This is a genomic window from Serratia quinivorans, assembly GCF_052113645.1.
Classification (GTDB): domain Bacteria; phylum Pseudomonadota; class Gammaproteobacteria; order Enterobacterales; family Enterobacteriaceae; genus Serratia; species Serratia quinivorans_B.
The window spans coordinates 78,690-96,961 of sequence record NZ_JBIEIU010000010.1 but is presented as its reverse complement, the minus strand read 5'-3'; the positions used below and the strand labels follow the sequence as shown (position 1 = coordinate 96,961).

Annotated in this window: 14 protein-coding genes; 9 read left to right on the top strand and 5 right to left on the bottom strand. The window is 57.2% G+C overall.

Annotated elements, in window-relative coordinates; genetic code table 11:
- Positions 1-72 precede the first annotated feature (72 nt).
- The 3 genes from ACGS9J_RS18300 to rluA all read left to right on the top strand — a co-directional run bounded on the left by ACGS9J_RS18300 (position 73) and on the right by rluA (position 6,318).
- Complete coding sequence (locus ACGS9J_RS18300) at positions 73-2,436, top strand: DNA polymerase II (protein ID WP_442232239.1); 2,364 nt, start codon at positions 73-75, stop codon at positions 2,434-2,436.
- Positions 2,437-2,704: 268 nt separating this feature from the next.
- Positions 2,705-5,611, top strand: coding sequence for an RNA polymerase-associated protein RapA (gene rapA / locus ACGS9J_RS18295; RefSeq protein ID WP_442232238.1), 2,907 nt, complete (start codon positions 2,705-2,707; stop codon positions 5,609-5,611).
- 56 nt (positions 5,612-5,667) lie between these two features.
- The gene (gene rluA / locus ACGS9J_RS18290; protein ID WP_442232237.1) at positions 5,668-6,318 is read left to right on the top strand and encodes a bifunctional tRNA pseudouridine(32) synthase/23S rRNA pseudouridine(746) synthase RluA; all 651 of its coding nucleotides are present in this window, start codon (positions 5,668-5,670) and stop codon (positions 6,316-6,318) included.
- Positions 6,319-6,375: 57 nt separating this feature from the next.
- Here rluA and djlA read toward each other — a convergent pair whose 3' ends face one another.
- Complete coding sequence (gene djlA / locus ACGS9J_RS18285; RefSeq protein WP_442232236.1) at positions 6,376-7,197, bottom strand: co-chaperone DjlA; 822 nt, start codon at positions 7,195-7,197, stop codon at positions 6,376-6,378.
- A 228-nt stretch (positions 7,198-7,425) separates the two neighbouring features.
- Here djlA and lptD point away from each other — a divergent pair, with 228 nt between their 5' ends.
- The 6 genes from lptD (at position 7,426) to apaH (ending at position 14,185) form a co-directional block, all read left to right on the top strand.
- Entirely contained in the window at positions 7,426-9,789 is a 2,364-nt protein-coding gene (gene lptD, locus ACGS9J_RS18280; protein WP_442232235.1) for an LPS assembly protein LptD, read from the top strand.
- Positions 9,790-9,854: 65 nt separating this feature from the next.
- A complete protein-coding gene (gene surA, locus ACGS9J_RS18275; protein WP_442232234.1) occupies positions 9,855-11,153 on the top strand; it encodes a peptidylprolyl isomerase SurA in 1,299 nt (432 codons plus the stop codon).
- Positions 11,140-12,132 carry a 4-hydroxythreonine-4-phosphate dehydrogenase PdxA gene (pdxA, locus tag ACGS9J_RS18270; RefSeq protein ID WP_442232233.1) on the top strand — a complete coding sequence of 331 codons (993 nt, stop codon included), beginning with the start codon at positions 11,140-11,142 and terminating at the stop codon, positions 12,130-12,132. Before surA ends, pdxA begins: the two co-directional genes overlap by 14 nt.
- On the top strand, positions 12,125-12,943 hold the full coding sequence (gene rsmA, locus ACGS9J_RS18265) for a 16S rRNA (adenine(1518)-N(6)/adenine(1519)-N(6))-dimethyltransferase RsmA (protein WP_262240587.1): 819 nt from the start codon (positions 12,125-12,127) through the stop codon (positions 12,941-12,943). The genes pdxA and rsmA overlap by 8 nt, the downstream gene beginning before the upstream one ends.
- Before the next feature lie 10 nt (positions 12,944-12,953).
- Positions 12,954-13,331 (top strand): Co2+/Mg2+ efflux protein ApaG, encoded by a 378-nt coding sequence (gene apaG, locus ACGS9J_RS18260; RefSeq protein ID WP_012005174.1) that lies wholly within the window; start codon positions 12,954-12,956, stop codon positions 13,329-13,331.
- A 2-nt stretch (positions 13,332-13,333) separates the two neighbouring features.
- On the top strand, positions 13,334-14,185 hold the full coding sequence (gene apaH, locus ACGS9J_RS18255) for a bis(5'-nucleosyl)-tetraphosphatase (symmetrical) ApaH (protein WP_442232232.1): 852 nt from the start codon (positions 13,334-13,336) through the stop codon (positions 14,183-14,185).
- Positions 14,186-14,225: 40 nt separating this feature from the next.
- On the opposite strand, the gene ACGS9J_RS18250 is transcribed toward apaH, so the two are convergent.
- From ACGS9J_RS18250 to ACGS9J_RS18235, 4 genes are all read right to left on the bottom strand, one after another.
- Positions 14,226-16,115, bottom strand: coding sequence for a PhoX family protein (locus tag ACGS9J_RS18250; RefSeq protein ID WP_442232231.1), 1,890 nt, complete (start codon positions 16,113-16,115; stop codon positions 14,226-14,228).
- Positions 16,116-16,310: 195 nt separating this feature from the next.
- Positions 16,311-16,793, bottom strand: coding sequence for a type 3 dihydrofolate reductase (folA, locus tag ACGS9J_RS18245; RefSeq protein ID WP_442232230.1), 483 nt, complete (start codon positions 16,791-16,793; stop codon positions 16,311-16,313).
- A gap of 142 nt (positions 16,794-16,935) precedes the next feature.
- A complete protein-coding gene (locus tag ACGS9J_RS18240) occupies positions 16,936-17,400 on the bottom strand; it encodes a threonine/serine exporter (RefSeq protein ID WP_020825172.1) in 465 nt (154 codons plus the stop codon).
- Complete coding sequence (locus tag ACGS9J_RS18235; protein WP_442232229.1) at positions 17,397-18,197, bottom strand: threonine/serine ThrE exporter family protein; 801 nt, start codon at positions 18,195-18,197, stop codon at positions 17,397-17,399. Before ACGS9J_RS18235 ends, ACGS9J_RS18240 begins: the two co-directional genes overlap by 4 nt.
- Positions 18,198-18,272: the final 75 nt, after the last annotated feature.

The following is an 18,272-nucleotide window of genomic DNA, read 5'->3' as shown; positions in this document are numbered from 1 at the left end:
AATCACTGTATAAAAACCCATACTATAATTTATCTCTCTCCCCTTTCAGTTTAGCTTCTCAGGAACAGCGCGATGTCACTCCAACAGGGTTTCCTGCTCACCCGCCACTGGCGTGATACGCCCGCCGGCACCGAGGTCGAGTTTTGGCTGGCGACCGATAGCGGGCCACAGCAACTTCGCCTGGCGCCGCAGACCTCCGTTGCTTTTATCCCGGCCGAACAGCGTCAGCGTGCCGAACTGTTGCTGCGTGAAGAGCGGCAACTGGAGCTGAAAGCCCTGCCGCTGACCGACTTTCACCATCGTCCGGTCGTGGGGCTGTACTGTCGCCAACACCGTCAGTTGATCAAACTGGAAAAGCTGCTGAAAGACGGCGGCGTCAATGTCTACGAGGCCGATATCCGTCCGCCGGAACGCTACCTGATGGAGCGTTTTATCACCGCGCCGGTGTGGTTCAGCGGCCAAACCAACGGCAATGGCCCGCTACTCAACGGCCAGATGAAACCGGCGCCCGAATACCGCCCAAGGTTAAAACTGGTTTCGCTGGACATTGAAACCACGGCCCACGGCGAGCTGTACTCGATTGCCCTGGAAGGCTGTGGCCAGCGCCAGGTTTACATGCTCGGGCCGGCCAACGGCGGCGATGAGCCGCTGGATTTTGAGCTGGAATACTGCGTCAGCCGCCCGCAAATACTGGAGCGGCTGAATCAATGGCTCGAACGGCACGATCCCGACGCCATCATTGGCTGGAACCTGGTGCAATTTGATTTGCGCGTGCTGCAAAAACACGCCGAACGCTATCAGATCCCGTTGCGGCTGGGCCGTGGCGGCAACCTGCTGGAGTGGCGCGAACACGGTTTCAAACAGAATCACTTTTTCGCTTCCGCCGCCGGAAGGCTGATTATCGACGGTATCGAAGCGCTGAAATCCGCCACCTGGAACTTCCCTTCGTTCAGCCTGGAGCACGTGTCGCAGACGCTACTCGGGGAAGGTAAGTCGATCGATAACCCTTACCAGCGAATGGCGGAAATCGACCGTCGCTTTGCCGAAGACAAGCCGGCGTTGGCGCGCTACAACCTGAAGGACTGCGAGCTGGTCACGCGGATTTTTGCCAAAACCGAGTTGCTGACCTTTCTGCTGGAACGCGCCACGGTCACCGGGCTGGCGGCCGACCGCAGCGGCGGTTCGGTAGCCGCTTTCAGCAATCTGTACATGCCACGCATGCACCGGCTGGGTTTTGTCGCCCCCAACCTGGGCGAACAACCGGAGGAGCACAGCCCCGGCGGGTTTGTGATGGATTCGCAACCCGGCCTGTATGACTCGGTATTGGTGCTGGATTACAAGAGCCTGTACCCATCGATTATTCGTACCTTCCTGATCGATCCGGTCGGGCTGGTGGAAGGCATGCAGCATCCAGATGATGCCGACTCGGTGTCCGGCTTTCGCCACGCGCGTTTCTCACGCGACAAACACTGCCTGCCGGCGATCGTCGAGCAGATCTGGCAAGGCCGTGAAGCGGCAAAACGGCAGCAGAACAAAGCGTTGTCCCAGGCATTAAAGATCATCATGAACGCACTGTACGGCGTGTTGGGGTCAAGCGGCTGCCGCTTTTTCGATCCCCGATTGGCCTCGTCGATCACCCTGCGCGGCCATGAGATCATGCGTCAGACACGCGAACTGATCGAGGCACAGGGTTATCAGGTGATCTACGGCGATACCGATTCGACTTTCGTTTGGCTCAAACAACCGCATGACGAACAGCAGGCGGCGCAAATAGGTCGAACGCTGGTGCAACAGGTGAACCAATGGTGGCAACAGCATTTGCAGCAGCAGTATGGGCTGGAGAATGCGCTGGAACTGGAGTTTGAAACCCATTATTCACGCTTCCTGATGCCCACCATTCGCGGCGCCGAACAGGGCAGTAAAAAACGTTACGCCGGGCTGATCGCCAAGCCTGACGGCAGCGAAGAGATGGTGTACAAGGGGCTGGAAACGGTGCGCACCGACTGGACGCCGCTGGCGCAACAGTTCCAGCGCCTGCTGTACCAACGCATTTTCAAGCGGCAGCCTTATCAGGATTTTGTGCGTGAATATGTTAGCCAAACGCTTAACGGCGATTTCGACGATCGGCTGGTTTACCGCAAACGCCTGCGCAGGAAGCTGGACGATTATCAGCGCAACGTTCCGCCGCATGTCCGCGCAGCGCGTATCGCCGACGACTATAATCGTCAGCAGGGGCGTCCCTTGCAATACCAGAATGGCGGTTGGATCAGCTATGTCATGACCGTCGCCGGGCCGGAGCCGCTGGAGACCCAGCAGTCTGCGATTGATTACCCGCATTATCTGGAACGCCAGTTGCAGCCGGTGGCTGACGCGATACTGCCATTTTTGCATGACGATTTCACGACGCTGGTGACCGGGCAGATGGGGCTGTTTTAACCTTCAGCCCGCCCGACAGGCTTTGGTGAAGGGTTAAGAAAAATCATCGGGTTTTGCAGGTGACGAACGCGTCGCCTTCCATTACCATAGCGCCCTTCCCAAATTCTGGACCACACTTCCCCCATGCCGTCTAACGATGTATGCATGGGATGAATAGCTATTGCCCGCCATATTAAAATAAATCGGGATTAGCAGACGTTTGATACGGGTGCCGCGGCCCTTTCCGCCCGGTAACAAGACTTACTTAAAAGAATCGAGCCGACAATATATGCCTTTTACACTTGGTCAACGCTGGATCAGCGATACGGAAAGCGAATTAGGACTGGGAACCGTCGTGGCGCTGGATACGCGCATGATTACCCTGCTTTTCCCCGCAACCGGTGAAAACCGCCTCTATGCCAGAAATGATTCCCCGATCACCCGCGTGATGTTCAACCCGGGCGATACCATCAGCAACCACGAAGGATGGGAGCTGCAGGTGGAAGAGGTGAAAGAGGAGAACGGTCTGCTGACCTATATCGGTACCCGCCTGGACACTCAGGAAAGCGGTGTGGCGATGCGTGAAGTGCTGCTGGACAGCAAATTGACCTTCAGCAAGCCACAGGACCGTCTGTTTGCCGGCCAGATCGACCGTATGGACCGTTTCGCCCTGCGTTTCCGTGCGCGTAAATACCAAAGCGAGCAGTATCGTCTGCCGTTTGCCGGCCTGCGTGGCATGCGCGCCAGCCTGATCCCGCACCAGCTGCATATCGCCTACGAAGTCGGCCAGCGCCATGCGCCGCGCGTTCTGTTGGCGGATGAAGTGGGGTTGGGTAAAACCATCGAAGCCGGCATGATCATCCACCAGCAACTGCTGGCAGGCCGTGCCGAGCGCGTATTGATTGTGGTACCGGAAACCCTGCAGCATCAGTGGCTGGTCGAAATGATGCGCCGCTTCAACCTGTATTTCTCCCTGTTTGACGATAGCCGTTACTCGGAAGCGAAACTCGACAGCAGCAACCCGTTTGAAACCGAACAACTGGTGATCTGCTCGCTGGACTTCGTCCGCCGCAACAAACAGCGTCTGGAAGAGCTGGCCGATGCCCAGTGGGACCTGCTGGTGGTGGATGAAGCGCACCACCTGGCCTGGAGCGAAGACGCGCCAAGCCGTGAATACCAGGTGATCGAGCAACTGGCAGAGCATATTCCCGGTGTACTGCTGCTGACCGCAACGCCAGAGCAACTAGGGCAGCAAAGTCACTTCGCCCGTTTGCGCCTGCTGGATCCGAACCGTTTCCACGACTACCACGATTTTGTCGCCGAACAGCAAAAGTATCGCCCGGTGGCCGACGCCGTCACCCTGCTGCTGAGCGGTGAACGCCTGGCCGATGACAAGCTGAACCTGCTGGGTGAGCTGATTGACGAGCAAGACATTGAACCGCTGCTGAAAGCCGCCAACAGCGATGGCGAAAACAGCGAGCAGGCACGTCAGGAACTGGTCACCATGCTGATGGACCGCCACGGCACCAGCCGCGTGCTGTTCCGCAACACCCGTAACGGTGTCAAAGGCTTCCCACACCGCAACTTGCACCAGATTAAGCTGCCGTTGCCGACCCAGTACCAGACCGCCATTAAAGTGTCCGGTATCATGGGCGCGAAGAAAACCGTTGAAGCCCGCGCGCGCGACATGCTCTACCCAGAGCAAATCTATCAGGAATTTGAAGGCGAGAACGCCACCTGGTGGAACTTCGATCCACGCGTCGAATGGTTACTGAATTATCTGGTGGCCAACCGCCACGAGAAAGTGCTGGTGATCTGCGCCAAAGCCGCCACCGCACTGCAGCTGGAACAAGTGCTGCGCGAACGTGAAGCCATCCGCGCTGCCGTCTTCCACGAAGGGCTGTCGATTATCGAACGTGACCGCGCCGCGGCTTACTTCGCCTCCGAAGAAGACGGTGCCCAGGTGTTGTTGTGCTCGGAGATCGGTTCCGAAGGCCGTAACTTCCAGTTCGCCAGCCATCTGGTGATGTTCGATCTGCCATTCAACCCGGATCTGCTCGAGCAGCGTATCGGCCGTCTGGACCGTATCGGCCAGATGCATGACATTCAAATCATGGTGCCGTACCTGGAAAACACCGCTCAGGCGGTTCTGGGCCGCTGGTTCCACGAAGGGCTGGATGCCTTCGAGCACACCTGCCCGACCGGCCGTACCATTTACGACAGCGGCTACGAGCAATTGATCGCTTTCCTGGCATCGCCGACCGAGCAAGAAGGGCTGGAGGAATTCATTCATGCCTGCCGCCAGCAGCATGACCACCTGAAAGTGCAACTGGAACAGGGCCGTGACCGCCTGCTGGAAATGCACTCCAACGGCGGCGAGAAAGCACAGGCGCTGGCGGAAGCCATCGCCAATCAGGACAACGACGTCAACCTGGTGGGCTTTGCGCTGAACCTGTTCGATATCGTCGGTATCAACCAGGACGATCGCAGCGACAACCTGATTGTTCTGACGCCGTCCGACCACATGCTGGTGCCGGACTTCCCGGGGCTGCCGCAGGATGGCTGCACCGTCACCTTCGATCGCGAACAGGCACTGTCGCGTGAAGACGCGCAGTTCGTCAGTTGGGAACACCCGATCATCCGCAACGGCCTGGATTTGATCCTGTCCGGCGATACCGGTAGCTGCGCAGTTTCCCTGTTGAAAAACAAAGCTCTGCCGGTCGGTACCCTGCTGGTCGAACTGATTTATGTGGTTGAGGCGCAAGCGCCGAAGCACCTGCAACTGACTCGCTTCCTGCCGCCAACGCCAATTCGTATGCTGATGGACCGCAAAGGCACCAATCTGGCGGCTCAGGTTGAATTCGAAAGCTTCAACCGCCAGTTGAATGCGGTCAACCGCCACACGTCCAGCAAGTTGGTCAACGCCGTGCAGCAGGATGTGCACGCCATGTTGCAACAGGCGGAAAGTCTGGTTGAAGATCAGGCTCGCGCCCTGATCGAACAGGCCAAACAGGAAGCGGATGACAAGCTGAGCACCGAGTTGGCACGTCTGGAAGCCCTGAAGGCGGTCAACCCGAACATTCGTGATGACGAAGTCGAAGCGCTGGAGTTCAACCGCAAACAGGTGCTGGTCAACCTGAATGAAGCGGGATGGCGTCTGGATGCCATCCGTCTGGTGGTCGTTACTCACCAGTAACCCGCGCACGGGGAACGGCAGTTCCCCGTACCGTCACACTCAGCGGAGCCAACAAAATGGAACCCTACAATCCCCCGCAGGACCCGATGCATGTTCTGTATCAGGATGAGCACATTATCGTGGTCAACAAGCCGAGCGGTCTGCTGTCGGTACCCGGCCGTGCGCCGGAAAACAAAGACAGTCTGATGACGCGCATCCAGGCGGATTTCCCGGCGGCCGAATCGGTGCATCGTCTGGATATGGCGACCAGCGGAGTGATTGTGGTGGCGCTGAACAAGGCGGCTGAACGTGAACTGAAGCGCCAGTTTCGCGAACGCGAACCGAAGAAGTCCTACATCGCCCGCGTCTGGGGCCATCTGGAACAGGATGAAGGTCTGGTGGATTTGCCGCTGATTTGCGACTGGCCGAACCGGCCGCTGCAAAAAGTCTGTTTCGACACCGGCAAAGCGGCGCAAACAGAGTATCTGGTATTGTCGCGCGACGCCGACGGCAGCACGCGGGTAAAACTCATGCCGATCACCGGCCGTTCGCACCAGTTACGTGTCCATATGCTGGCGCTGGGCCACCCGATCCTCGGTGACGGTTTCTACGCCCCGCCAGAAGCCAAAGCCATGGCGCCGCGTTTACAGCTGCACGCGCAAGAGCTGCGCATTACCCACCCGACTTTTCAAACCCCGATGCATTTTCGCGCCGAACCGGACTTCTGAATCGCCTTTAAAACGGGCCCGGCATGCTGGGCCCGTTACGCAGTATGACGGGTATCGTTATTTGAAGCCTTTCTCGCGCTTGATCAGGTCATACGCCGCCTGAATTTCCTGCGCTTTCTGCTTGGCCATTTCCATCATTTGCGGCGGTAAACCTTTCGCCACCAACTTATCCGGATGGTGCTCGCTCATCAGCTTACGATAAGCACGCTTGATGGTCGTCGCGTCGTCGCTGCTGCTGACACCCAACACTTTGCAAGCATCCTCCAGCGTGGGTCCGCGTTGCGCCTGTTGGTAGCCGCCCTGCGAATAGCCGCCCTGCTGACCGCCGCCGAACTGACGTCCGCCCTCCATCATGCTGAGGAACTGATCGAACTGCGCACGCGAAATGCCCAGCTCTTCGGCGATCACATACAGCACCTGACGCTCGTTCGGGTGAAGTGATCCGTCGGCAAACGCCGCCTGGATCTGAATTTCCAGAAACATCCGAATCAGGTCGAAACGGCCAAAGCAGATGCTGCGGAACTGCTGCAGCGTTTCTCTCAGCGGGAACTGACTCTGTTTGCCTTCACGAAACGCCTGCTGTGCCGCGGTACGGGCTTCCCCATGCAGTTGCAGACGATCCATAAACAGGCTGGCGATCTGAATATCCGCCTCGGTAACGCGTCCTTTTGATTTGGTCAGGTGACCCATCACCTGAAAAGTGGTGCGGAAAAACAGCGTTTGCCGCGTTTGCTGGTCGGCGAAAAAGCCCCGGCTGCGCTTATTGCTACGCGCAGAGTCGATCATATGACCGACAATCAGCCCCAAAACTACACCCCAGAATCCCGCGCCAGCCCAAATGGCCACGATGACCCCGAGCAGTTTTCCCCAATACTGCATATACTCCTCAATTATCATGCCGAAAGCCGACTGCTCCCTTCCGTCTTAGGTAAGGGTTAAGGCGATTTTTCTCAGGATTTGGATTATCATACCTGTCATTTATCTTTGCGCCTATCGACGACGCAAGTAAACGGCCGGATTTAACACTAGCGCAACGCAGATGAGTGATATAGTCTCTGACCGTTTGCCGGACATGACGCCTCTGATGACGGAACACCAAAACCGCGTATGAAAAAAAGTTTCCCAACACTGCTGGCCACACTGATTTGGACGGCACTCTACAGTCAGCACGCGCTGGCTGACCTGGCCGAGCAATGTATGCTTGGCGTTCCTGTTTATGACAAACCGCTGGTCAGCGGCGATCCTAACAGCCTGCCTGTCACCATTCACGCCGATGACTCCCGCGCGGACTATCCGAAAAGCGCGCTGTTCACTGGCAACGTGAATATTGAACAAGGCAACAGCACCCTGACCGCCAAGCAGGTGGAGCTGAACCAGACGCAAGATCCGGGGCAAACCGACCCGGTTCGCACGGTGACCGCCACCGGTGACGTGCACTACAGCGACAACCAAATCAAGCTGAAAGGCCCGAAAGCCTGGTCGAACCTGAATAACAAAGATACCGACGTCTATGAAGGCGACTACCAAATGGTAGGCCGTCAGGGGCGTGGCGACGCCGACAAGATGAAGATGCGCGGCGCCAACCGTTACACCATTCTGGAAAACGGGACCTTTACCTCCTGTTTGCCTGGCGATAACAGCTGGAGCGTAGTCGGTTCCGAAGTGATCCATGACCGCGAAGAGCAGGTAGCGGAAATCTGGAACGCCCGCTTCAAAATTGGCGGCGTACCGGTGTTCTACAGCCCGTACCTGCAATTGCCGGTCGGTGATAAGCGTCGTTCCGGTTTCCTGATCCCGAACGCAAAATATGGCAGCAACAATGGCTTTGAGTTCATGCTGCCGTATTACTGGAATATTGCGCCGAACTTCGACGCCACTATCACCCCGCATTACATGTCCAAACGTGGTCTGCAGTTGCAGAACGAATTCCGCTACCTGGTGCAGCCTGGCTTGGGCCTGATGGAATTCGACTGGTTGCCGGACGACAAGGAATACAGCAAGGACAATCCTGACGACAGTAAGCGTTGGTTGTTCTACTGGAACCACAACGGCGTGATGGATCAGGTGTGGCGTTTCAACGTCGACTACACCAAGGTCAGCGATTCCAAATACTTTACCGATCTGGACTCCAAATACGGTTCGACCACCGACGGTTATGCGACGCAGAAATTCAGCGTCGGCTACGCCATTGATAACTGGGACGCGACCTTAAGCTCCAAACAGTTCCAGATCTACGACGGTACCGATCGCAGTCAGTCGGACTCCTACAAAGTTCAGCCGCAGCTCGACCTGAACTATTATAAAGAGGATCTCGGTCCGTTCGATTTCCGCATTTATGGTCAGGCAGCCAAGTTCGTCAGCGTCAACCCTTATAGCCCGGACGCCACCCGTCTGCATATGGAACCGACGCTGAGCCTGCCGTTGACCAACGGCTGGGGCAGTATCAACACCGAAGCCAAGCTGCTGGCGACCCACTATCAGCAGGATATTCCTGACGGTTTCGCCAACAACTACAAGAGCCGTACTGGCAGTAACGCACCCGATCTCGAAGATTCGGTCAACCGCGTGTTGCCGCAGTTCAAGGTCGACGGCAAGATGGTGTTCGATCGTCCAATGAACTGGTCCGAGGGGTATACCCAGACCCTTGAGCCGCGCGTGCAGTACCTGTACGTGCCGTATCGCGATCAAAGCAATATCTACACCTACGACACCACGCTGTTGCAAACCGACTATTCCGGTCTGTTCCGCGACCGCACCTACAGCGGCCTGGATCGCATTGCCTCGCAGAACCGCGTATCGACCGGTTTGACCTCGCGTATTTATGATGACGCCCTGGTTGAACGTTTTAACGTTTCTGTGGGTCAAATCTACTACTTCAGCCGTTCCCGTACCGGTGATAAAACGACGAATTACGATAACAATGATGACACCGGCAGCCTGGCCTGGGCCGGCGACACCTATTGGAAGATTGACGATCGTTGGGGCCTGCGTGGCGGCCTGCAGTATGATACGCGTCTCAATAGCGTCTCATTGGGCAACGGCGTGCTGGAATACCGTCAGGATTCCGAACGCGTGCTGCAGTTGAACTACCGTTACGCCACGCCGGAGTATATTGAGACGGCACTGAACACCACGCAAGTTCCGGCCTATCAGGACGGTATTTCGCAGGTAGGCGTCACCGGCAGTTGGCCAATTGCCGATCGCTGGTCCGTCGTAGGCGCTTATTACTACGACACCCGCGCAAAACAATCCGCCGATCAGTTGCTCGGTCTGAAGTACAACACCTGCTGCTGGGCAGTGACCTTGGGTTACGAGCGCAAGATCACCGACTGGAACAACAGCAGCAATACCAGCGTTTATGACAACAAAGTTTCATTCAACATCGAACTGCGTGGCCTGAGCAGCGATCACAGTCTGGGCTCCGCGGAAATGTTGCGTTCCGGCATACTGCCTTACCAGCGTGCATTTTGATGCTTTGTAACACTTTGAAAACGAGAACTTTCACCCGCATTTGCGGATTACAGAATGGGAAATGTATGAAGAACTGGAGAACGCTTATTCTCGGATTGGTGGTTTGCGCCAATACCGCGTTCGCAGCACCCCAAGAAGTGGATAAAGTCGCCGCCGTCGTGGATAACGGTGTGGTACTTGAGAGCGACGTAAGCACCCTGTTGCAGTCGGTGAAGCTCAATGCCCAACAGGCCGGCCAGCAGTTACCGGATGACAAAACCCTGCGTCACCAGATCCTGGAACGTCTGATTATGGATAACATCCAACTGCAGATGGCCAAGAAAATGGGGATCAACGTTTCCGACGCCGATCTGGACAAAGCCATCGGCAACATCGCCGCGCAGAACAAAATGAGCATCGATCAGATGCGCAGCCGTCTGGCGTATGAAGGCCTGAACTACAACACTTACCGTGCACAGATCCGCAAAGAAATGCTGATCAGTGAAGTGCGTAACAATGAAGTTCGCCGCCGCGTCACTATCCTGCCTCAGGAAGTGGACTCACTGGCGACTCAGGTTGGCGCTCAAAACGGCAGCGATACCGAAATGAACATCAGCCACATCCTGATCCCGCTGCCGGAAAACCCGTCGCAGGCGCAGGTTGACGATGCTGAAGCCCTGGCTAAACAGCTGATGGGCGAAATCAACGGCGGCGCCGACTTCGGCAAGCTGGCGATCTCCTACTCTGCCGATTCCCAGGCGCTGAAAGGCGGCAACATGGGCTGGGGCAAGCTGCAGGAAATCCCTACCCTGTTTGCCGAAAGACTGGTTAACGCCAAAAAAGGCGACGTGGTTGGGCCGATCCGTTCCGGCGTAGGCTTCCACATTCTGAAAGTGAATGATATTCGTGGCGCCAACCAGTCGGTGTCGGTCACCGAGGTTCATGCTCGCCACATTCTGCTGAAACCTTCTGTCGTGCTAACCGATGACCAGGCACGCGCCAAGCTGCAAGAGGTAGCCGAAGCCATCAAGAGCGGCCGCGCCAAGTTTGCTGATGAAGCCAAACAGCTTTCTCAGGATCCGGGCTCAGCGCTGCAGGGCGGCGATCTGGGCTGGGCTTCTCCAGACATCTACGATCCGGCCTTCCGCGACGCATTGATGAAGCTGAGTAAAGGCGAAGTCAGCCAACCGGTACACTCTTCCTTCGGCTGGCACCTGATCCAGTTGCTGGATACGCGTCAGGTGGACAAAACCGATGCGGCGCAGAAAGATCGCGCTTACCGCATGCTGTTCAACCGCAAGTTTGCCGAAGAAGCGCAGACCTGGATGCAGGAACAACGTGCTCAGGCTTACGTGAAGATCCTTGACGGTAATGCACAACAATAATCGTATCGTAATCACCCCCGGCGAGCCTGCCGGGGTTGGGCCGGATTTAGTGGCAGCGCTGGCGCAACAGGATTGGCCTGTTGAACTGGTGGTGTGCGCGGATCCGGCCTTGTTGCTTGAGCGCGCCCGGCAGTTGAACCTGCCGCTGCAGCTGCGCACCTATCAGCCGCAGCAACCCGCTCAGCCACAGCGTGCGGGTACGCTGACGGTATTGCCGGTCACGACGGCACATGCCGTGGTGGCGGGTGAGCTGAACGTGGGCAACAGCGCTTACGTGGTGGAAACCCTGGCGCGAGCCTGCGACGGTTGCCTAAACGGCGAATTCGCTGCGTTGATCACCGGCCCGGTGAACAAGGGCGTGATCAACGACGCCGGTGTGCCTTTTATCGGCCATACCGAATTTTTTGCCGATCGCAGCGGTTGCGATCGCGTGGTGATGATGTTGGCAACCGAAGAGCTGCGCGTGGCGCTGGCGACCACTCACCTGCCTTTACTGGCGGTGCCTGGTGCCATCACCCGTCAAAGCCTGTTCGAAGTCATCCGCATTCTCGACCATGATCTGAAAACCAAATTTGGCATCGCCCAGCCGCAGATATATGTCTGTGGCCTGAACCCGCACGCGGGAGAAGGCGGCCATATGGGGCGCGAAGAGATAGATACCATTATCCCGGCGCTCGACGCGCTGCGGACTGAAGGCATCCATCTGATCGGCCCGCTGCCGGCGGACACCCTGTTCCAGCCCAAGTATCTGCAACATGCGGATGCGGTGCTGGCGATGTATCACGATCAGGGTCTGCCGGTGCTAAAATACCAAGGGTTCGGCCGAGCGGTAAATATTACCCTCGGTTTGCCTTTTATCCGTACCTCGGTCGACCACGGTACCGCTCTGGAACTGGCCGGCACCGGCACCGCCGATGCGGGCAGTTTCACAACGGCCTTGAATCTCGCCATTAAAATGATAATTAATTGTAATGAATAATAAAGTCCACCAAGGGCACTTTGCCCGCAAACGCTTTGGACAGAACTTTTTAACCGATCAGTTTGTCATCGATAGCATTGTTTCCGCCATTCACCCTATGCCGGGTGAAGCGGTGGTTGAAATCGGCCCCGGCCTGGGCGCACTGACCGAGCCGGTCGGCGCACGCATGGACCGCATGACGGTGATTGAGCTGGACCGCGATCTGGCGGCCCGCCTGGCGAATCACCCGCAGCTGAAAGATAAACTGACCATTCACCAGCAAGATGCCATGACGGTGAACTTTGCCGAAATGGCTGAACAGGCTGGCCAACCGCTGCGCGTGTTTGGTAACCTGCCGTACAACATTTCTACGCCGCTGATGTTCCACCTTTTCAGCTATACTCAGGCCATTCGCGACATGCACTTTATGTTGCAAAAAGAGGTGGTCAACCGTCTGGTTGCCGGCCCGAACAGCAAAGCCTACGGGCGTTTAACCGTGATGGCGCAGTACTACTGCAACGTGATCCCGGTGCTGGAAGTGCCACCCACTTCGTTCACTCCGGCGCCGAAAGTGGATTCCGCCGTGGTACGTTTGGTCCCGCACAAGGTGAACCCAAACCCGGTGGGTGACGTGCGCATGCTGAGCCGCATTACGACTCAGGCGTTCAACCAGCGCCGGAAAACAGTCCGCAATAGCCTGGGTGACCTGTTCACGCCAGAGCAACTGACGGAATTGGGTATCGATCCGATACTTAGAGCAGAAAATATTTCTGTGGCGCAGTACTGTAAGCTGGCTAACTGGCTTTCAGCCAATCCCGCGCCGCAGCAATAAGGAGTAGGTCATGATTGATTCGCCTCGCGTATGTATTCAGGTGCAAAGTGTCTATGTGGAATCACAGTCGATACCTGAGGAAGAACGTTACGTCTTCGCTTATACCATCACCATCCGCAATTTGGGGCGTTTCAACGTGCAACTGCTCGGCCGTTACTGGCTGATCACCAACAGCAATGGCCGCCAGACCGAAGTTCAGGGCGAAGGCGTAGTCGGCGAACAGCCGCTCATTCCGCCCGGGGGCGAATTCCAATACACCAGCGGCGCCATTCTTGAAACGCCGCTGGGCACCATGGAAGGCCATTACGAAATGGTTGATCATCAGGGTCAACCGTTCCAGACCGCTATTCCCGTGTTCCGCTTAGCTATTCCAACGCTGATCCACTGATTATGTCGACATATCTTATCGGCGACGTTCATGGCTGTTTTGATGAACTGAAGTCGCTATTGGCTCAGGTCGCTTTCGATCCTCAGCATGACCAACTGTGGCTGACCGGCGATCTGGTGGCTCGCGGCCCCGGTTCGTTGGACGTGCTGCGCTATGTGCGTTCGCTCGGTCCGGCGGTACGCATGGTGCTGGGCAATCACGATCTGCATCTGCTGGCCGTTTATGCCGGCATCAGTCGCAACAAACCGAAAGATCGCATTACGCCGCTGCTGGAAGCCCCGGACGCCGATGAGCTGATCAACTGGCTGCGCCGCCAACCGGTGCTGCAGGTGGATGACCAACTCAAACTGGTGATGGCGCACGCCGGCATCACGCCGCAGTGGGACATCGAAACCGCACAAATTTGCGCCCGTGAAGTGGAAGCCGTACTGAGCAGCGACAGCTACCCTCTGTTCCTCGACGCCATGTACGGTGACATGCCGAACAACTGGAGCCCGGAACTGAGCGGGCTGGCACGCTTGCGTTTCAGCACCAACGCCCTGACGCGCATGCGTTACTGCTTCCCGAACGGTCAACTCGACATGATCTGCAAAGATGCGCCAGGCACCGCGCCTGCGCCACTGAAACCCTGGTTTGATTTGCCGCGATTGGTCGATGCCGATTACAGCATTGTCTTTGGCCATTGGGCTTCGTTGGAAGGCAAAGGTACACCGGCAGGTATTATTGGCCTCGATACCGGCTGTTGCTGGGGAGGCGATCTGACCCTGTTGCGCTGGGAAGACCGGCAATACTTTACCCAGCCGGCCCACCGCAGTGACCTGCCAGACAGCGTGCACCGACAGGTCGCGTCATAATCCAGTCGGGGCGATCAATATCGCCCCCGCTGTTTTCTTCTTAAGCCCCGATCACCCCACCGTCTTCACGCGTAATCATCAGCACTGACGAGCGCGGGCGTGGGCTATTGTTCGGGAAATGGGAATCGCCTTCTTCGCCCGGGTGCTGGACGTTGACGAACATCGTCTTGTAATCCGGGGTGAAGGTTATGCCCGTCAGTTCACACGACTTCGGCCCGACCATAAAACGGCGGATCTCGCCGCTCTGCGGGTCGCCCACCAGCATCTGGTTGTTCCCCTGCCCGGCATAGTCGCCTTTGTTACTGTATTTGCCGTCGGTCAGGATCCACAGGCGGCCGGATTTATCGAACCCCAGCCCGTCCGGGCTGTTGAAAGTGTTGTCTGCCGTGATATTGGGCGTGCCGCGATTCACCCCTTCCGGATGAGCAATCGGGTTACCGCAAAGCGCGTAAATATCCCAGGTGAACGCCGCCGCCGTGGCATCGCCGCCTTCATCCCAACGGATAATCTGGCCGTAGACGTTATTCGGTCGCGGGTTTGCCGCATTCAACGGCATGCCTTCTTCACCGCGTTTGCTGTTATTGGTCAGCGTGCAGTAGGCGCGCCCATCATGCGGGTTGACGGCGATCCATTCCGGTCGATCCATCTTGGTAGCCCCCACCTGCGCCGCCGCCTTACGGGCGAAGATCAACACTTCCGCTTCGTCGCGAAAGCCGTTTTCCGGTGTCAGACCGTTTTTACCGAACTCCAGCGCTATCCAGCGCCCGGTGCCTTTCAGCGGTGTACCGCCGGCGTCACCTTCAAACTGAGCGACATACAAGGTGCCTTCGTCCAACAGACTGCGGTTGTTGGCTGGGTTTGCCACGTCAACCACGCCTTTGGAAACGTATTTATAGATGTGCTCACCACGCTCGTCGTCTCCCATATAAACCACCAGACGACCATCTTTGGCCACGGTCACGGCGGCATTTTCATGTTTGAAGCGGCCCAGCGCGGTGTGTTTGATCGGCGTCGAAGTCGGGTTCATCGGGTCGATTTCGACGATCCAGCCGTGACGGTTGAATTCATTCGGGTTCTTCGCCACGTCAAAACGTTCGTCGTAATCCGGCCAGTTACGCTCCGGTTCGTTGACTTTCAGCGTATAGCGCTTTTGCTCCGCCGTGGTTTTATAGTCGGCCTGGTGCGTGCCGAAATAAGTATCGAAATTCTCTTCGCAGGTCAGATAAGTGCCCCAAGGAGTTTTCCCGTTAGCGCAGTTACCGAAGGTGCCCAGCACCTTGCGGCCGGTAGGATCCGCCACCGTTTGCAGCAGCGCATGCCCGGCGGCCGGGCCGCTGAACTGCATTTCGGTGTTGGCGGTGATCCGGCGGTTATAGCGCGACGGGCGCTCCACTTCCCAACGCTGGCTGTCGCCCGCGCGACGCACGGCCACGATAGAAACACCGTGTGCGGCCTGCGACTTGCGCACATCTTCCAGACTGGTGGCCTTGCTGCCGCCGTGTGCAAACAAATACTGCTCGTTGACGTATTCGTTGTTGATGGCCATTACGCCGTGGTTGTCATCGATCGGGAAGAAGCTCATGCCATCGTTGTTATCGCCAAACTGCTTTTCCTGATCGGCTGCGCTGTTATTGCCTTGTGGGTCGAAAGCGGCGGCCCCCTCAACCAGAGGCTCCCCCCAGGAGATCAACACCTCGGCGCGATACCCCGGCGCTATCACCACCTCATCGGCGGTTGAGGCCGCAATGCCTTTAAAGCCCAGCAGCTTGTTCGGCGGCAAGTCCTCTGCCAGCGCCTGGGCAGACACCGTCCAGATACCGCCCCCCAGGAAACCGGCCAGGCCAACGGCACCGGCGCTGCCCAGCAGCAGCTTACGACGGGCGGGATCGGTCAGGCGGTCGGCATCTAATTGCTCAATTTTGGTCGTCATGGGTTTATTTCCTTTTTTAATATGGCGCCGCGATCGAGATTCACCAGAGTTGCCGGGGCGCTCAGAGTTGGGCTTCATATTAATCAGGAAGTGTGACGAAAATGTTACAGCAAAAAGTCAGGGGGGAGGTGGCTGCAAAAAGACAAAGGGCGCAATCTCTTGCGCCCTCAGAAGACTATCACTAACGCCCGACCATCAACGGCGTTCCAGGATCTCGAAGCAATAGCTGTGAGAATTCAATTCGTCGGCATCGTGGAACTCGCTGAACGAGGTTTCCCATTCGTCCGGCTCATAGTCTGGGAAATGGGTATCGCCACCGACTTCGGCATCGATATGCGTCAGGTACATGCGATCGGCACGCGCCAGGAACTGGGTATAAATACGCCCACCGCCCATCACCATCACTTCTTCCACATCACCGGCTGCGGCCAGCGCGTCGTCCAGTGAGGTCGCCCAGGTCACCCCGGCTTCACCGCCGGCACGGCTGCTTAACACGATATTATGTCGGCCCGGTAACGGACGACCAATGGACTCAAAAGTTTTACGGCCCATAATAACCGGTTTATTCAGCGTGTTACGTTTAAACCACGCGAGATCCGCCGGCAGGTGCCAGGGCATGGCGTTTTCCATGCCAATAACGCGATCCGCCGCCAAGGCAGCGATCAGGCTGATAATCATTGTTAAACCCTGTGTAGGCAGCAAAATTGCTCACACTATACGTAAAGCCCTAACGGCCGTCGATAGCCTAATCAAGCAATATGAATATATAAGATAGCTCTTATCAGTATATCTAATGTCCAAAATTCGCGGTCGATAACCCTTAAACGCCGGGACGTTTGCGGTATAACCACAGCCCGGGTAACGACAGCCCGATCGATAATGCACCGACGATAAAACAGGCCTTGAGGAAGTTGGTCATCATGGTGGCCATCAACGCCTCGCTGTAACCCAAGTGCGAAATCTCCACCACGGAGATCATCGCGGTATAAGCGGAGATACCAGGGAACATCGGGATCACCGCGGCCACGGTAAACACCTTAGGATGCGCCAGCAACCAGCGCGACCAATAAATGCCAATGATACCAATCAGGATCGCGGCCAGCAGCGATGACCATTCAATGTTCATTCCCACATGCATCATCAGCATGCGCGAGCCGTGGCCGATCGCCCCCAACAGCGCACAGTAGCGCAGTGCGCGCAGCGGCACGTTGAATACCATGGCGAAGCCCAATGCCGGCACCGCCGCCAGCAGCATATCCTGTAATAAAGCCCAGAGCAGACTCATGACCACCCCCGCAGATCCCACAGCGACATCGCCATCACTACCCCGATACAGGTCGCCAGCGTCAGCAGGCTGGCCATCGCCCAACGCGCCAGCCCGGTATTGACGTGGCCTTTGAACATGTCGGCCACTGCGTTAATCAGCGGGAAACCAGGCACCAGCAGCAACACACTGGCGGCCATCGCCACGGTAGAGGTTTGGCTGAACATCGGCAGCCGCAGCAACAGGCCGGAAACCGAAGTTGCGACAAAGGCCGTCAGGCAAAAGTTGATCAAGGGGTTCATGTGGCGCGCCGTCAGCACCTGGCGTACCGACATCGCCAGACCGCTGGCAATGCAGGTCACGGCGAAGGCCTTATGATCACCCCCGTTCAACACGCTGAAACAGCCACATGACAGCGCCACCATCAGCACGACCAGCCAGCGTGGATAGCGCAACGGGCGGATTTTCTCGAAACGCCGGGCCACGTCGTGCACATCCGCCAGCCGGTGCTCCGCCAAAATCACGATATGCTGCACCTCCGTCACCATCTGCATATTGATGCCGCGATCGACGTTCTTGCGCGTGGTGGTCAGACACTCGCCGTGGCTGAGGGTCGTCAGCACTACCGCATTGGCCGAGATCGAACTTTCAACGCTGTCCATCCCCAGCGCCATGCCCAGCCGGGTCGATAACTGCTCCACTACCGTGCTCTCGGCGCCGTGCTGTAACAGCAGCAAAGCGCACTGAATGCACAGGCGGGTAATTTCACGCTGCTGCCGCTGCGGTTCCGGCAGGTCTGTGCGGGTTGTCTGATGCATGATGCTCCGTCGTGATCCCTGAGTGAATGTTCATCATATTGCCAAACATTACCTCATTTGGTTGATGCGCATCAG

Excerpts from the sequence above, each read along its gene's own strand:
- apaG (WP_012005174.1), top strand. The coding sequence starts at position 12,954 with ATGATTGATTCGCCTCGCGTATGTATTCAGGTGCAAAGTGTCTATGTG.
- surA (WP_442232234.1), top strand. The coding sequence starts at position 9,855 with ATGAAGAACTGGAGAACGCTTATTCTCGGATTGGTGGTTTGCGCCAAT.
- djlA (WP_442232236.1), bottom strand. The coding sequence starts at position 7,197 with ATGCAGTATTGGGGAAAACTGCTCGGGGTCATCGTGGCCATTTGGGCT.
- ACGS9J_RS18300 (WP_442232239.1), top strand. The coding sequence starts at position 73 with ATGTCACTCCAACAGGGTTTCCTGCTCACCCGCCACTGGCGTGATACG.
- rsmA (WP_262240587.1), top strand. The coding sequence starts at position 12,125 with ATGAATAATAAAGTCCACCAAGGGCACTTTGCCCGCAAACGCTTTGGA.
- apaH (WP_442232232.1), top strand. The coding sequence starts at position 13,334 with ATGTCGACATATCTTATCGGCGACGTTCATGGCTGTTTTGATGAACTG.
- lptD (WP_442232235.1), top strand. The coding sequence starts at position 7,426 with ATGAAAAAAAGTTTCCCAACACTGCTGGCCACACTGATTTGGACGGCA.
- ACGS9J_RS18240 (WP_020825172.1), bottom strand. The coding sequence starts at position 17,400 with ATGAGTCTGCTCTGGGCTTTATTACAGGATATGCTGCTGGCGGCGGTG.
- rapA (WP_442232238.1), top strand. The coding sequence starts at position 2,705 with ATGCCTTTTACACTTGGTCAACGCTGGATCAGCGATACGGAAAGCGAA.
- rluA (WP_442232237.1), top strand. The coding sequence starts at position 5,668 with ATGGAACCCTACAATCCCCCGCAGGACCCGATGCATGTTCTGTATCAG.
- ACGS9J_RS18250 (WP_442232231.1), bottom strand. The coding sequence starts at position 16,115 with ATGACGACCAAAATTGAGCAATTAGATGCCGACCGCCTGACCGATCCC.
- folA (WP_442232230.1), bottom strand. The coding sequence starts at position 16,793 with ATGATTATCAGCCTGATCGCTGCCTTGGCGGCGGATCGCGTTATTGGC.
- pdxA (WP_442232233.1), top strand. The coding sequence starts at position 11,140 with ATGCACAACAATAATCGTATCGTAATCACCCCCGGCGAGCCTGCCGGG.
- ACGS9J_RS18235 (WP_442232229.1), bottom strand. The coding sequence starts at position 18,197 with ATGCATCAGACAACCCGCACAGACCTGCCGGAACCGCAGCGGCAGCAG.